Origin of the sequence: Pseudomonas sp. RIT-To-2 (genome assembly GCF_029623465.1) — a bacterium.
Lineage (GTDB): Bacteria > Pseudomonadota > Gammaproteobacteria > Pseudomonadales > Pseudomonadaceae > Aquipseudomonas > Aquipseudomonas silvicola.
The window spans coordinates 61,060-74,822 of the sequence record NZ_JAPYKM010000021.1 but is presented as its reverse complement, the minus strand read 5'-3'; the positions used below and the strand labels follow the sequence as shown (position 1 = coordinate 74,822).

Below are 13,763 nucleotides of genomic sequence, written 5' to 3'. Positions count from 1 at the left end.
GAACCGGGTCAATGCGCCGGCGCCAGGGGCTGGAGTGCCTCGGCGCCATTGATGCGCCCTTGCAGCACTGAAACCTGGGCGACCGGTTCGGGTATCGGCCAGCGCATGCTGGCGCCAGGCAGCACATAGCCCAGCAAACCTTCACCCAACGGCCGATGCTGGGCGCCCTCCTGGGCTACCACGTCGGTGAGGCGCGCATGTACCGGCCCCTGGTTGCGGATCTCGACGAAACGCTTCTGGCCTTCGCTCACCGTGCGCCAGGTCAACGCCGGGGCGCCTGCGGTCTGGGGGTCACGCTCGCGGCTGGGGTCGGGTTTGCTCCACAACCCCGCGCCATAGGCGAACAGCGGCACTGAATAGCGCATCTGGAAACGGATGGCCGCGGCAGTCTTGCCCTGGCCGTCCTGCCCTGGCGCCTGGGCAGCGGGAATTTCGTCGATGATGATGCGGTAGGCCAGCTCCTGGCCTGGCGGCACTTCCCGGGTGCGGGTCAGTCGCACCAATTGCTTCTGTCCCGGCTCGATGTGCGCCACCGGCGGGCTGCCGATCACGTCGCGCTGGTTCTGGTACTGGTCGTCGAAGCCGGTCTGGTTCCAGGCGAACACACGGATTTGCAGGTTGGCGGCTTCGGTGCCGCGGTTTTCCAGCCAGAGCGCACTGGCCTGCTGATCGGCCTCAAGCACCGGGTCGATGGGCCAGATCAATACCGAACTGGCCGCCTGGGTCGTGAACGGCAACCACATTGCACATACTGCACTTGCCCAGCAACGCCACATAACCTTACCCCACCCTGCCCCTTCGACTGCCGTCCCGGTCTACCAGGACAACTCCACTTGCAACACATCGCTGTAACTACCGGCCGGCAGGTTGCCCGGCAGGCTCAACCGGCCGTAGATCGGCAGGCTGATGTTGGTTGAATCGGCATAAGCCACCGTCACGCTCTGGCTGATCCCCAGGCTCTGGCTGTAGGCCGCGTCGCGGTACAACTGGTAGGCCAGCAGCGCGCTACCGGCCTTGAGGTTGCGCGACGTGCCGGCATTCTGGCCGCCATCCACCTTCATGTTCAGGGTGACCCCGGGCGTGCACTGCAGCGTGACGCCGGTTCCCGGTACCGCTGCCGTGGCCGTGCCGGTGGCCAGCGCCGACCAACTGCCGAAATTCAGGGTGCCGTAGTTGCTGCCCCCGCCCACCACCAGGCAGCCGGTACTGACGGTGGCACTGACCTGGAAACTGCTGGACGTGGCAGCGTCCAGCGGCCAGGCCGCGGCCAGGCCCGCCAGCGCCAGCCCGCCTGCGAGCACTCCCTGTGCCAGGCTCATGGCTCAGAAGGTCAGCTCGACCGCGACCGTATCGGTGTAGGTGCCCGCCGGTAGCCCGGCCACGCCGGTGGCCTTGCCGTAGAGGTTGACGGTCTGGGCCACGCCGGTGCTGGTGGCCAGGCTGATGGTCCCGTCGATGGCCAGCAGGTTGGAGAAACCGGTGTCGGTGAAGAAGTCATAGGGCACGAAATGCCCTGCGCCGTCGGCCAGTGCACGGGTACCGCCGGTGGCCTGGCCGTCATGGGTGCCTCCGCGCACCTTGATCACCGGCGCGGTGCCCGATGAGCACAGGATGGACATGGCCCCACCACCGCCGCTGAGCACCTGGCTGCTGGCCTGGGTAAACAGGCTGCTGGTGGTGCCGAAGTTCAAGGTACCGAAATTGAGGTTGGTGCTGCCGGCCACGCCGTTGACCTGGCAACTGCTGGTCAGCACCAGGCTGGCGGTCACCTGGCCTGTGACGGTGGTAGCCGCCTGGGCGGCCGGGATCAAAGCCAGCCACAAAGCCAGGGCGGGCAAGCTTGCGGCAGTACGTAGAACCTGTGCGTGCATGATTCACTCCTTTTTCGTTACCAGTCCAGAGTCACTCGCAGGGTGTCGCTGTAAACCCCGGCCGGCAGCGCGCTGGTATTGGCCACCACGGCACCGAAGATGGGGATGGGAATCTGCCCGTCGCGGTGGACGGCAAAGGTTTTCTGCTCGCCGATGGAATAACGCTCGGTGCCGGCGGCATTCAGGTAGAGCTGATACGCAATGGTGCGGCTGCCATTGCTCAGGCGCCGGGTGGTGCCGTCGCCGTTGGTGCCACCGTCGATGGTCACGCTGAACCCGGTGACCGACGGGTTGCAGGCCACCTGCAGGGCATTGCTGCCACTGCTGACGCTGGCGCCGATGGGGGCGGTCCAGGTCGGGCCCTGGTCGCCAAAATCAAGGTTGCCCATGCTGCCGCTGGGCACGGTGCTGCCTGCGCTGCTGATCTCGCAGCCGGCGGTGATGGTCAGGCGCGCCTGGATCTGCCCGCTGAGCGCCGCCACGGCGGGGTCGGCCACGGCGCTGGTGGTGATCAGGGTGGCGCTCAGCGCCAGGCGAACGCTCACCACGAGACCGTCACTTTCAGCAGGTCGCTGTACTGACCGGCGCGGGGCACCTGGGCCAGCGGTTCGATGCGGGCGTACAGCGGTAATTCGAGGGTACCGGTGGCGGGGACGCGCCCGCTCAGAGGTTGGTCCACGGCAAACGGCACACGCCGGGCCGGGTCGCTGTACAACCGGTAGGGAATGGGCCGGGCGCCACTGGCGGCCAGGTAGCGAACCTCGCCTACCCCACCGTGCTGGCCGCCGTCCACTTGCACCTGGTAAGCGGTATCGGGGTTGCATTCCAGGCGCGGCAAGCGGGTGGCCGGCAGTTCGGCGGACAACGGGCCGCCAGGCGCATCCAGCCGCGCGGTGCTACCGAAGTCCAACACCCCCAGGCTCTGCGGCCCGGCGTCACCGGGCTGGCCCAGTAACACGCAGCCGCGCTGCACGTTGACCCGTACCTCCACCTGCAACTGCTGGCTGGCCAGGGCCGCGTCACCGAGCATCAGGCCCAGCACCGCGACAATCGTTCGTCCGTTCACTTCCTCAATCCTTTCGAGGCGCTCATCCGTGAAGTGCAGGCTAGCAGCCGAGACGCAAGTTGCCAGCTTGGTCAGCATATTGATACCTGGCGAGGCCACGCCGGGCGCGGGGTACCGCCTGGAACGCGGTGGCTTCTTGTCTATTCTGATGCGTGACCAGCCGGCCACGAGTCTCATCATAAGCAGCACGATGAATCGATTCAGCCAGCCGCTTGTCCTACCTTCGTACTGGTCCTGTCAAGTCTCGGCCCGCCAGGTCGATGCAGTAGATGAGGCACGCACCTGTTCACCTTTTTTTCTCAATGCCGCCTATAGGTCCCGACCCGATGAACCCCTTCCGCTTTCTCCGTCAGGCTGCATCGGCCGCCCCCGGGACCGCCAGTGTGGTGAGTACCTTCAGCAGCCTGGCAAGCAACCTCCAGGCTGTGCACCTGACCCCGACCTTCATTGCCGGTTTCGTTTCGCCGCACCTTGACCTGGACGCTGTTGCGCGCCAGGTGCGCCAGCGTTTTCCCCAAGCCACCCTGAGCCTGTGCACCACGGCGGGCGAGCTGACCAGCGCCAATGACAGCCTGTATTGCGCCGCACAGGGCAACTGGGACCGGATCGTACTGCAACTGTTCGACGCCAGCCTGATCGCCGCCGCCGAGCTGGTCAGCGTGCCGCTGCTCAGCGAAGACATCCGTGGCAACGGCAAGCGCCTGAACATGCGCGAGCGTATCGACAAGCTGGTGGGCGAGCTCAAGCGCACCCGCGTGAACCTGCCGCTCGATAGCCGCGACACCCTGGCCTACGTGCTGTTCGACGGGCTGTCGGCCTCCGAATCATTCTTCATGGAAGCCTTGTACGAGTCGGGTCGGTTTCCGTGCCTGTTCGTCGGCGGCTCGGCCGGTGGCAAGGACGACTTCCAGAAAACCCTGCTGCACGATGGCCAGCGCAGCTACCAGAACCACGCCCAGATCGTCTTCCTCAAGTGCGCGCCGCAGGTACGGTTCGGCGTGTTCAAAAGTCAGAACTTCGAACCCACGCCGCTATCGTTCAGCGTGCTGACGGCGTCCCTGGAAGAACGCTATATCCACCAGGTGTTCGACGCCGCGGGCAACATCAAGACCATGGTCACGGCGCTGTGCGATGCGTTCAAATGCGCGCCCAACCAGCTGGAGAAATACCTGGCCGAATACTCCTTCGCCATCCGCGTGGGCGAGGAACTGTTCGTACGCTCCATCGCCCGTATCGACTATGCGCGGGAAACCATTCACCTGTTCTGCGACGTCGCACCCGGCGAGGAACTGGTGATGGTCAAACGCACCTCGCTGCGCGATGCCACCCAGCGGGACTTCCAGCGTTTCCTGCAAGGCAAGGGCGGCCAGCCGGTGGTGGGCCTGCTGAACGACTGCATCCTGCGCCGCGCCAACAACGCCGGCAAACTGGGGGAAATGACCGGGGTGTTCGGCGACGTGCCCGTGGCCGGCTTCTCGACGTTCGGCGAAATTCTGGGCCTGAACCTGAATCAGACCCTCACGGCGATCTTCTTTTTCAAGGTGGCCAAGGGCGCGACCTTCAGCGATGACTACATCGACCGTTTCGCCAGCCACTATGGCGAATTCAAGGCGTTCTTCCTGCGCCGGCAAATCCAGAAACTGGCCGGCCTGAACCGCGTGGTGGTCAAGCAGATAGAGGCCTTCAAAGCCCACCACTACACCAGCAGCCTGGACACCCAGGGCCTGGACGCCAGCGTGCAACCGGTGTTCAGCGGCCTGGCCGACCTGGGCACCGTGCTGTCCCAGGCCACCGAACAGCAGGAAGAAATCGCCCGGCAGTTGCAGCACTACTCGGGTGAGCTGCACCTGTCCATGGACGACCTGACCAGCACCATCGACCACCAGAACAGCGTCACCGCCCAGGCCGGCAGCACCGTTGCCGGGCTGTCCAGCCACGCCGACGAGGTGGTGGGCAGCGCCCGCGACCTGGCGCAATCGAGCCTGCGCATCCAGTCCATCGTGCAGGTCATCCAGCAGATTGCCGGGCAAACCAACCTGCTGGCCCTGAACGCCGCCATCGAAGCCGCCCGCGCCGGCGAAACCGGCCGAGGCTTTGCCGTGGTCGCGGACGAGGTGCGCAAACTGGCGGAAATCACCCGCAAGAACGCCGGGGAAATCGGTGTGGACATCGATGCATTGTCGGGGGAAATTCAGAAAGTCGCCTCCCAGATCGAGGAACAGTCCAGCTCGGTAGGCACGCTGAAGCAGCTGCTGGGCGACCTGGAAAACTCCAGCCGCATGACCGAGGGAACGTCGCAGCGCACCAAGAAGATCGCCGATACACTCACGGGGTTGACGCATCTGGATGGGCGCTGATTTCACTCGGCGCCTCATTTCAGCAGGGAAGGCAGCGCCAGCCTTTCAAATCCATAGATCATTTAGCGCGGTACGGTCCCCGCCTTCGTGACCGGTATTCAAGATACCTCTGGGTTCGATCATCATCAGCTTGGCTTCGCCTTCGGCGGCGGTCCTATGCTCTGTTCCACGAGGGACGACATACAATTCACCCGGCGCCACATACACTGGGCCATCCGGAAGGTCGATGCGCAGGGTGCCGTCCAGCACCAGAAATGCCTCGTCTGTTTCCGGATGTGAATGCCAAATAAATTCACCCTCGATACGCACGACCTTGAATTGGTAGTCGTTCATCTCTGCCACTACTCTCGGGCTCCACGGCTGATCGATGAGCGAAGCCTTTTGCGCGAGATTGACAGGTAGTGCTGGATGCTGTGACTGAGCCATGATGAATCCTCTGATAGGTGAGTTGTCAGGCTAGCGAATGAAGCATTAACTACGCTTGTACGATCCTGCAAGTTGACGATGACCGCGCAACCGCTCGAGCCAACGCAAGGGTGAAACGCCATAGCAACGGGTGAAGTGACGCGTCATATGACTTTGGTCATGGAACCCGGTGGCCAGCGCCGCATCAACCAGTGTGAATCCATCAAGGATCAGAGCACGGAATTGATCTAATCGGCGCAGGGTCACGAACCGATAGGGGCTGGTGCCATAAAGCACCCGAAAGTCACGCGACAGGCTCCACCGTTCACGCCCGCTGGCCTGTTCGAGCATCTCAAGGGTGATGCCTAGGTGGAGATGCTCCAGGATGAACTCCCTGGCTCGCTCGGCGGCGCGGTAATCCAGACGTTTGCGCCCACGAGGTTTGCCTGCGACCGCCCTCAGGGCCATTGCAAGATCGAACAGTGCGTCCTCCTCTTCCAGCGGGTCCAGAGAATGATCCATAGCCTGCACGAATGATTCAGTCGCCCGATATAAGCGAAGATCGCTCGATAGGCCGCCCGCAATGTAGGGCAAAGGTTCACCGCCAAGCACCTGCTGGATTAAAGCCGGGTCGACGTATGCCATGCGGTAGCGAAAACCTGCCTCGGTTCCTGCCATGCCGTCATGCAATTCATCCGGATGCAAGATCAAGGTGTTGCCTGGCATGCCATGACACAGGGCTCCCTTGTAGTGAAAGCTCTGCACACCAGAAAGGGTACGTCCTATGGAGTAAGTGTCGTGGCGGTGAGGATCATAGCCATGACCGCCAAACCACGCTTCGATGCGCTCGATACGACCCGGTTGGAGGTTGCGTACCACCCAGTCGGAACCAGGTGGCAGTTGATTTCTATCCATTTATGCAGCCCGCGTGCGTAGTTGTTCGGGGGCAAGTTCGAACGCCGTCTTGCGATGGATGCCTGGCCAACGAGAAAGATCGAGAATGGAGCATCAACGCCCTTCCGCCCAGCGGATGCTTTGCCCCATCTGAGCGGTGACCCACTCAAAGAATATTGTGCATTTGTAGCTGTCCTTGAAGTGGCGTGGCGATAGAAGGCAGTACTTTGAGCCATCGCGCCTGAAACCGAACGGAGCAATAAGCTGCCCGGATTCCAGCTCATCCTGGACCATCAGCGATGACGACATGCTGACGCCCAGCCCAGCCGCTGCCGCCTGGATGCACAGGTAGAAATGCTCATACTCCAGCTTCGTCGAATTCGGCACCGCTACATCTGCCAGCTGCATCCAATTATCCCAAGCGAGCGGTCGGGTCTTGCTTCGCAACAATCGCATCCCATCAAGCTGTTGGCCCTCCAGCCAGAGTGAGGGACTACAGACGGGGCCGATCCATTCTTCGCAGATAGTTTCACAGTGGATCGACCTGTCCCAATAGAAGTCGTCTCGACGCACCGCTACGTCAGCACCCGAGCGAGCAAAATCTATCGGCCCTCCAGCCGCCAACAGCTGCAATTGCACATTTGGGTGCGCAGCGTGGAAATCCGGCAGGCGCGGAATAAGCCATTTCATGGCAATGGTCGGCTCACAGGACACCACCAGCACTTCCTCGCGAGACTCGCGCTGCAGCCTGTACACGGTAGTTTCAAGTTGCTCGAAGAAGGGGCCGGTTACTTTGTACAGCTGCTCACCAGCCGTGTTGAGGAATATGGCACGGTTGCGCCGCTCAAACAGCTCGACGCCAATAGCCTCCTCCAATGCCCGCACCTGGCGGCTCACGGCACCGTGGGTAACGTTCAGCAGGTGGGCCGCCTGGACGAAGCTCTCAGTCCGTGCGGCTACCGTGAAAAAATGAAAAGAGGTCAGGGCGGGCAGTTTCATATACGCGATGATTTCTCACAGATTTGGACAACTATAAATCGTTTTTAATTTTGCCAGCCAATGGGCAAGCTTTTCCTCGCCCCGCACCCAATGGTGAGCCTGGGAATCCCGTACCCCGGCAATCGTCACGTGCTTGTCATCACCTTCCACAGACGTTGACCCATACAACGGCATGGCTGGCCCACGCCGCTCAGGAGCTTTTCATGAACGAGTTGATAGCGGTAGCCGCCATCACGATTCTCGCGGTGATCAGTCCAGGCCCGGACTTCGCAATGGTGACCCGCAATAGCTATGCCTATGGACGCAGCAGCGGGCTCATGGCTGCCTTCGGAATCGCCTGCGGGGTGCAGGTGCATGTGTTTTACACCGTTTTGGGCATCGCCCTGATCATCACACGCTCCCCGATCTTGTTTGTAGCCATGAAGATCCTCGGCGCCGCTTATTTGATCTACGTGGGCTGGAAGTCCTTGACCAGCAGGTCGACTCTGCAACTGGGCCACGCCACCGGCCAGCGCCCCTCCGCCGGCAAGGCCTTCGCAATGGGCTTTCTGACCAATGCGCTCAACCCCAAGACAATGCTGTTCGTGGTTGCCACTTACAGCCAGGTGGTGCAGATCAACAACAGTCTGGCGATCAACTTCGCTTATGGCCTATTTATGTCAGCCGCACACTGGGTGTGGTTCAGCTTCGTGGCTGTATTCTTTTCAGCCGAGGCACTACGCCAGCGCCTGCTGGCCAAGCAGCATATCGTCGACAAGGTGATCGGTACCGCACTGATCGGATTGGGCGTCAGTCTGGCGCTGCCAGGACTGGGCCATTGATGGGCGCTTGGCGAAACTGGCCTGCATAGCCCTGGAAGGCATACGGGTACCCGAACGGTGACCAACGACCGCCGTGCATACAGGCCACCAATGTCCGACAACCGCCCACCCCTTCCCCACCCACGCTAGCCCGTCCCCTGCCCCATTTGCTTAAATACCCGCCACGGCCCACCGTGGGCCTTTCCGTTTTGCATGAGGAATGCCCCTTGGCCGCCTTACCGCCAAAGAAATCCTGGTTCAAATCCCGCCTGGGGAACGCCCTGGGCCGTCGCCATCTGGGCCGTGGGACGCAGATTACCGAGTACTTCCAGCACAAGGCCCAGCAGCAAGGATTCACCCTCAGCCAGGGCCAGCAGCAGGTTATCGACAGCATGGCCGAGCGGGTCGAACCGTTGTTGCAGGAAGACGCTACGCAGCCACGCAGCCTGTACCTGCATGGCGCAGTGGGGCGCGGCAAGAGCTGGCTGCTGGACGGCTTTTTCCAGGCCATGCCCATTACCCGCAAGCGCCGGCTGCACTTCCATGATTTTTTCGCCAGGCTGCATGAAGGCATGTTCCGCAACCGCGAACAGGCCGATGCGCTGGAGACCACGCTGAATGAGTTGCTCGGCGATTGCCGGGTGCTGTGCTTCGACGAATTTCATGTGCATGACATTGGCGATGCCATGCTGCTGACCCGGCTGTTCAAGGCCCTGGATGCCCGCGGGATATTCCTGGTGGTAACGTCCAACTATGCGCCGGAAGGCCTGCTGCCCAACCCGCTGTACCACGAGCGCTTCCTGCCGGTGATCCGCCTGATGAACGCGCAGATGCAGGTGATGGAAGTGGGCGGCGCCCAGGATTACCGGGCCCTGCCCAGCGCCGCCAGCGAACAGCGTTTCACCCAGGGCCACTACGTGTGGCCGGGCACGCCCCAGCAGCGCCAGGCCCTGGACCTGCCGCCGGCCGACCTGCCGCCCTTCCCGCTGGCCGTGGGAAAGCGCCAGCTACGCGCGCGCATGAGCCATGAGCGCACCATTCGCTTTGACTTCGACGACATCTGCGAACAGCCCACGGCGGTGATGGACTACCTGGACCTGAGCGGTCGTTTCGACACCTGGATCATCGACCACCTGCCATTGCTGGATGATTGCTCGATTGCCGTGCAACAGCGCTTTATCAACCTGATCGATGTGCTTTACGATCAGGACAAGCGCTTGATGCTGATCAGCGAGCGCCCCTTGGCCGAAAGCCTCGCGGGCCAGGCCATTGACCTGGCACGTACCCGCAGCCGGCTGGGCCAGCTCAAGCAGAACCATCCCTGACGCGCCCACGGTGATGCGTGGCTTCACGACCAAGGAAGATCCGACATGGCAACCCTGCACCTGCTCTGCGGCAAGATCGCTTCCGGAAAATCGACCCTGGCCGCACGCCTGGCCGAGGCACCGAATACCGTGCGCCTGAGCGAAGACCTGTGGCTGGCGCGCTTGTACAAGGACCAGATGCACAGCGTGGCCGACTATGTGCGCTGCGCCGCCCTGCTGCGCGAGGCCATCGGCCCGCATGTCCAGGCCCTGCTGCGATTGGGCGTGAATGTGGTGCTGGACTTTCCCGCCAACACCCCGGCCAATCGCCAATGGATGCGCGGCCTGTTCGAAGCCAGCGGCGCTGCCCATGTGCTGCATGTGCTCGATGTGCCCGACGAGACCTGCAAGGCGCGCCTGCGCCAGCGCAACGCCGCCGGCGAGCATGACTTCGCCGCCAGCGACGAACAGTTCGAGCTGATCAGCCGGTATTTCAGCGTACCGACTGCCGAAGAAGGCTTCGCCCTGTCAGTCAGCGCTTAGCACCTGCGCGACCTCCTGCAGAATCGCCGGGTCATCCAGGGTCGACGGCGGCGCGGAAGCCAGCTCGTATCTCGACCTGCCGGAGCTAAGGTTAACCAGCAAAAATTGGCAGCGGTGCTCTCGTGTAAAGTTCAGGGCATGACAATGAGCGAGACGGCCACCAAGCTTCGGATGCCGGCAACGACAATGCCGCGGTATTGGCCGCCTAGTTTGGGTATTTGTATACCTACTTCTCGATCATTGAGAGTGCGCTAGGTTACAGCGACGACGGCATTTGGGGTCAATTTTAGTAGACGCTGGCTGAAGTGACACTGCAGGGAGAGTAACGATGTCTGCTGCGTTCAATTTTCATTCAACTTGGCTGTGGCGCCATGCATTCGTCAATCCTCAACCGCCACAATACAGCCAAAGCCCTGTCGACTGCCTCTAGGGTTGTAGGAGGCTTCCGCCCAACATAATTGAAGAAAAATCGTCGCTAATCTCAAGTCCTAGGCTAGGAAAAGGATCAAGGGCGAGACTGAACTGGCGAGCTCCATTCCGCCTGCGCCGGTCACAGCCAATGAACCTCCACCCCTCGCTGCGAAGGACGTGGACAACCGGTTTGTCTGGGCGGTCGTGCTAGTGCCAATCGCGGTCGCCTTGCTTCAATACAAAACCGGAAAAAGCCTTTGATGGCTAGCGTTTCTCGCGAACGTTGTGCTGTGTGTTTTGGATGAACGCCGTTTGAAAGCTGCCGGCCATAAAGCGCCAGAGAGCTTCTGGGCCGCCGTCGTTCCGGTCTACCTGTGGAAACGAGCCAGGCTCCTCAGCGACAAGCGCAAGATTTACTTTTTTGGCTGGCTGAGAGCATTTGCGCTGTCCCTTGGGGTGGAGACTTTGGGCGGCGACAAAGCCATCGCGGACGCTGCCTGTCCGGTCGTAACCAAAATCATCAAGACGCAATATTCTCAGGGCGCTACCTGCGTTGCTGTGACGATTGACGATGAGCCGAAATCGGACTTCTACACCGGTCACGCCTTGCTCGACAATGGCAACGAGCTTCGCATCACCATTCAATCCAAAGGCGACAACATCTACGTCACTATCCCCAACCAGTGATTTATCCCGCAATACCGTGCGAGGAACACCTTTGTGTCCTCGCATTTTTTTAAGCTGAGGAAGCGCCAAGACGAGTTCGAGCTTCTGACCTATCAAACGACAGAGCAGCGCACGCGGTGGTCGTAGGATTAGCCATCCAATAGACCATGACCTGCTCGTCCATGAGCACAGCGCAGTCGAAACCCAGTCCCTCTCCACAGACCAGTGATGACACCAATACTGCTGTTTTTACGACAGCCGTCCGCAGAGCGGCACGCCCAAGCCGGTAAAGGCGCACGCAGCCAACACCGGTCTCATCATTAACCAACCCCCTTCAGCTTGGACGCTCCCCCCCTCCACGTTCGCAAAAAACCATCTCCACATGCTCCGTAGAAGCCAGCATGCTCAACGGCAAGCACACCAATAATGGCGTATCAATATCACAGCATCCGGTATGATGCAGTTCAGGAAGATAACCACTAATAGGAGTGTCCATGAAAGCGTTTCTTTGGGTCGCAGCGGTTGCACTGATGATGTCCGGCTGCACCTCTGCGCCGCCGACTAACTTTTCCCTTCCCACTGTTGAACCTGCAGTCATAAAGCAAGACGCCGAGCTCAAGGCCGTGTCTGTGTCATATGCTTCGCCAAAAGAGCAGACCGGCGATATCCCTACGTTTGGAGAGGGCTTTCCCCTACTCTGGGAGAAATCCCTTGAAGAGGCCATCAATAAATCTGCTGTCTTCCAGGACGATGCCTCTGAGAAGGTGAACTTGTTCGTGAAGGTAAAGCAGCTTGAGCCACCATTGGGCGGGATCTCGATGACGACCTCGGCCAACGCAGAGTACACCATCGTTTCTCGCAAGACCGGTAAGGTGCTCTACCAGCGGACGGTGTTTACCAAAGGAGTGGTTCCTGGCGACTATGCGTTCTCAGGCATGACTCGCATGCGTGAGTCGCTGAATCGTGCAGTGCAAAATAATATTGCGGAGTTCCTTGACACCATAAGCCACCAGCGTTTGCTGGCAGTCAGCCCTCAGTAATTCAAAAGCGGCAAAAACTTAGTCTTTAAGCCGTTCTGGAATTAGCTCCCCAGCTCCTGTTGGCGGGGCTGATTCTGCAAGTGGTACCAGCTTCGAGCACCCACATGGTGCGATCGCGCACCGCCACTGCCTTCCGATCTGCCGCGCATCGAGGTCATCCACGAACTGCCCGAGCACGAACTGACCTGTGTCTGCGGTTGCCGCAAACACGCCATTGGCGAGGAGATCAGCGAGCAGCTTGACATCGTGCCGATGCAGATCCGTGTCATCAAACACGTCCGTAAAGTCTATGGTTGCCGCGACTGCGAAGCTGCTCCGGTCACTGCGGACAAGCCAGCTCCGCTGATTGAAAAAAGCATGGCCAGCCCGAGCGTTCTGGCGATGTTGCTGACCACCAAATATGTGGATGGCTTGCCGCTTCACCGCTTTGAAAAAGTACTGGGCCGCCACGGCATCGATATCCCTCGCCAGACCTTGGCACGCTGGGTTATCCAGTGCGGCGAGCACTTGCAACCACTGCTGAATCTGATGCGCGACAGCCTGCTGGCCAGTCGCGTCATCCACTGCGATGAAACACGGGTACAGGTGTTGAAAGAACCTGACCGCGAGCCAGAGAGCCAGGCGTGGATGTGGGTGCAAACCGGAGGCCCACCGGATCAGCCGGTGATTCTTTTTGACTACTCCACCAGCCGAGCGCAGGAGGTGCCTACGCGCCTGCTCGATGGCTATCGTGGCTACGTCATGACCGATGATTATGCCGGTTACAACGCACTGGGCGCCCAAGCAGGAGTTGAGCGTTTGGGATGCTGGGCCCATGCTCGTCGCAAGTTCGTTGAAGCACAGAAAGTGCAACCCAAAGGTAAAACGGGGCGCGCGGACATCGCGCTGAATCTGATCAACAAGCTCTACGGCATCGAACGCGATCTCAAAGACTGCGCTGACGCTGAACGCAAGATCGGTCGTCACGAACGAAGCCTGCCAGTACTGGCTCAGTTGAAAAGCTGGATCGACAAGACGCAGCCACAGGTCACTGCTCAGAACGCCCTGGGCAAAGCCATCAGTTATCTCGCAAGTAACTGGAGCAAGCTGGAGCGATACGTCGAGGAAGGCTACCTGCCGCTCGACAACAACGCCGCGGAGCGCGCGATTCGCCCGTTCGTGATCGGAAGAAAGAACTGGTTGTTCAGCGATACGCCCAAGGGCGCGAAGGCCAGTGCTCAACTTTACAGCTTGGTCGAGAGTGCCAAAGCCAACGGCCAAGAGCCCTATGCGTGGCTGCGCCACGCACTGGAGCGCTTGCCAACGGCAACATCGGTTGAAGATTACGAAGCCTTGCTGTTACCTACGAATACTCCCAGAACCTGGACATCGCCAAGGTAGCACGCATGAACACCCGCGCTGGCAGCC

At 60.7% G+C, this 13,763-nt stretch carries 14 protein-coding genes and 1 pseudogene; 7 read left to right on the top strand and 8 right to left on the bottom strand.

Annotated features, from left to right (window positions below; genetic code table 11):
• Positions 1-8: 8 nt before the first annotated feature.
• The 5 genes from QBK88_RS18955 to QBK88_RS18935 form a co-directional block, all read right to left on the bottom strand.
• Positions 9-743, bottom strand: coding sequence for a fimbrial biogenesis chaperone (locus tag QBK88_RS18955; RefSeq protein WP_277963235.1), 735 nt, complete (start codon positions 741-743; stop codon positions 9-11).
• Positions 744-815: 72 nt separating this feature from the next.
• On the bottom strand, positions 816-1,319 hold the full coding sequence (locus QBK88_RS18950) for a Csu type fimbrial protein (RefSeq protein ID WP_277963234.1): 504 nt from the start codon (positions 1,317-1,319) through the stop codon (positions 816-818).
• A gap of 3 nt (positions 1,320-1,322) precedes the next feature.
• Complete coding sequence (locus QBK88_RS18945) at positions 1,323-1,871, bottom strand: spore coat protein U domain-containing protein (protein ID WP_277963233.1); 549 nt, start codon at positions 1,869-1,871, stop codon at positions 1,323-1,325.
• Between the two features lie 17 nt (positions 1,872-1,888).
• Complete coding sequence (locus QBK88_RS18940) at positions 1,889-2,419, bottom strand: Csu type fimbrial protein (protein ID WP_445764962.1); 531 nt, start codon at positions 2,417-2,419, stop codon at positions 1,889-1,891.
• Positions 2,413-2,901, bottom strand: a complete 489-nt coding sequence (locus QBK88_RS18935; protein WP_445764964.1) for a Csu type fimbrial protein — start codon at positions 2,899-2,901, stop codon at positions 2,413-2,415. Before QBK88_RS18935 ends, QBK88_RS18940 begins: the two co-directional genes overlap by 7 nt.
• Positions 2,902-3,263: 362 nt before the next feature.
• Here QBK88_RS18935 and QBK88_RS18930 point away from each other — a divergent pair, with 362 nt between their 5' ends.
• The gene (locus QBK88_RS18930; RefSeq protein WP_277963230.1) at positions 3,264-5,294 is read left to right on the top strand and encodes a methyl-accepting chemotaxis protein; all 2,031 of its coding nucleotides are present in this window, start codon (positions 3,264-3,266) and stop codon (positions 5,292-5,294) included.
• 45 nt (positions 5,295-5,339) lie between these two features.
• Here QBK88_RS18930 and QBK88_RS18925 read toward each other — a convergent pair whose 3' ends face one another.
• From QBK88_RS18925 to QBK88_RS18915, 3 genes are all read right to left on the bottom strand, one after another.
• The gene (locus QBK88_RS18925; protein WP_277963229.1) at positions 5,340-5,720 is read right to left on the bottom strand and encodes a cupin domain-containing protein; all 381 of its coding nucleotides are present in this window, start codon (positions 5,718-5,720) and stop codon (positions 5,340-5,342) included.
• Between the two features lie 45 nt (positions 5,721-5,765).
• Positions 5,766-6,614, bottom strand: coding sequence for an AraC family transcriptional regulator (locus QBK88_RS18920; RefSeq protein ID WP_277963228.1), 849 nt, complete (start codon positions 6,612-6,614; stop codon positions 5,766-5,768).
• Positions 6,615-6,707: 93 nt separating this feature from the next.
• Complete coding sequence (locus QBK88_RS18915) at positions 6,708-7,592, bottom strand: LysR substrate-binding domain-containing protein (protein ID WP_277963227.1); 885 nt, start codon at positions 7,590-7,592, stop codon at positions 6,708-6,710.
• A 203-nt stretch (positions 7,593-7,795) separates the two neighbouring features.
• On the opposite strand from QBK88_RS18915, the gene QBK88_RS18910 reads away from it, so the two are divergent.
• The 6 genes and pseudogenes from QBK88_RS18910 to tnpC form a co-directional block, all read left to right on the top strand.
• Complete coding sequence (locus QBK88_RS18910) at positions 7,796-8,413, top strand: LysE family transporter (RefSeq protein ID WP_277963226.1); 618 nt, start codon at positions 7,796-7,798, stop codon at positions 8,411-8,413.
• 206 nt (positions 8,414-8,619) lie between these two features.
• Positions 8,620-9,717: a cell division protein ZapE gene (zapE, locus tag QBK88_RS18905; protein ID WP_445764961.1), complete on the top strand. Its 1,098-nt coding sequence runs from the start codon at positions 8,620-8,622 to the stop codon at positions 9,715-9,717.
• 45 nt (positions 9,718-9,762) lie between these two features.
• The gene (locus QBK88_RS18900) at positions 9,763-10,239 is read left to right on the top strand and encodes an ATP-binding protein (RefSeq protein WP_277963225.1); all 477 of its coding nucleotides are present in this window, start codon (positions 9,763-9,765) and stop codon (positions 10,237-10,239) included.
• A 723-nt stretch (positions 10,240-10,962) separates the two neighbouring features.
• The gene (locus QBK88_RS18895) at positions 10,963-11,337 is read left to right on the top strand and encodes a hypothetical protein (protein ID WP_277963224.1); all 375 of its coding nucleotides are present in this window, start codon (positions 10,963-10,965) and stop codon (positions 11,335-11,337) included.
• 473 nt (positions 11,338-11,810) lie between these two features.
• Positions 11,811-12,356, top strand: coding sequence for a UDP-N-acetylglucosamine acyltransferase (locus tag QBK88_RS18890; protein WP_277963223.1), 546 nt, complete (start codon positions 11,811-11,813; stop codon positions 12,354-12,356).
• Between the two features lie 123 nt (positions 12,357-12,479).
• Positions 12,480-13,736 (top strand): annotated as a pseudogene (tnpC, locus tag QBK88_RS18885) (IS66 family transposase); the annotation flags it as partial.
• Positions 13,737-13,763 lie beyond the last annotated feature (27 nt).

Bases quoted from the DNA above. Each gene is read 5' to 3' on its own strand.
- QBK88_RS18955 (WP_277963235.1), bottom strand. From the start codon at position 743: ATGTGGTTGCCGTTCACGACCCAGGCGGCCAGTTCGGTATTGATCTGG.
- QBK88_RS18950 (WP_277963234.1), bottom strand. From the start codon at position 1,319: ATGAGCCTGGCACAGGGAGTGCTCGCAGGCGGGCTGGCGCTGGCGGGC.
- QBK88_RS18945 (WP_277963233.1), bottom strand. From the start codon at position 1,871: ATGCACGCACAGGTTCTACGTACTGCCGCAAGCTTGCCCGCCCTGGCT.
- QBK88_RS18935 (WP_445764964.1), bottom strand. From the start codon at position 2,901: ATGCTCGGTGACGCGGCCCTGGCCAGCCAGCAGTTGCAGGTGGAGGTA.
- QBK88_RS18930 (WP_277963230.1), top strand. From the start codon at position 3,264: ATGAACCCCTTCCGCTTTCTCCGTCAGGCTGCATCGGCCGCCCCCGGG.
- QBK88_RS18925 (WP_277963229.1), bottom strand. From the start codon at position 5,720: ATGGCTCAGTCACAGCATCCAGCACTACCTGTCAATCTCGCGCAAAAG.
- QBK88_RS18920 (WP_277963228.1), bottom strand. From the start codon at position 6,614: ATGGATAGAAATCAACTGCCACCTGGTTCCGACTGGGTGGTACGCAAC.
- QBK88_RS18915 (WP_277963227.1), bottom strand. From the start codon at position 7,592: ATGAAACTGCCCGCCCTGACCTCTTTTCATTTTTTCACGGTAGCCGCA.
- QBK88_RS18910 (WP_277963226.1), top strand. From the start codon at position 7,796: ATGAACGAGTTGATAGCGGTAGCCGCCATCACGATTCTCGCGGTGATC.
- QBK88_RS18900 (WP_277963225.1), top strand. From the start codon at position 9,763: ATGGCAACCCTGCACCTGCTCTGCGGCAAGATCGCTTCCGGAAAATCG.
- QBK88_RS18890 (WP_277963223.1), top strand. From the start codon at position 11,811: ATGAAAGCGTTTCTTTGGGTCGCAGCGGTTGCACTGATGATGTCCGGC.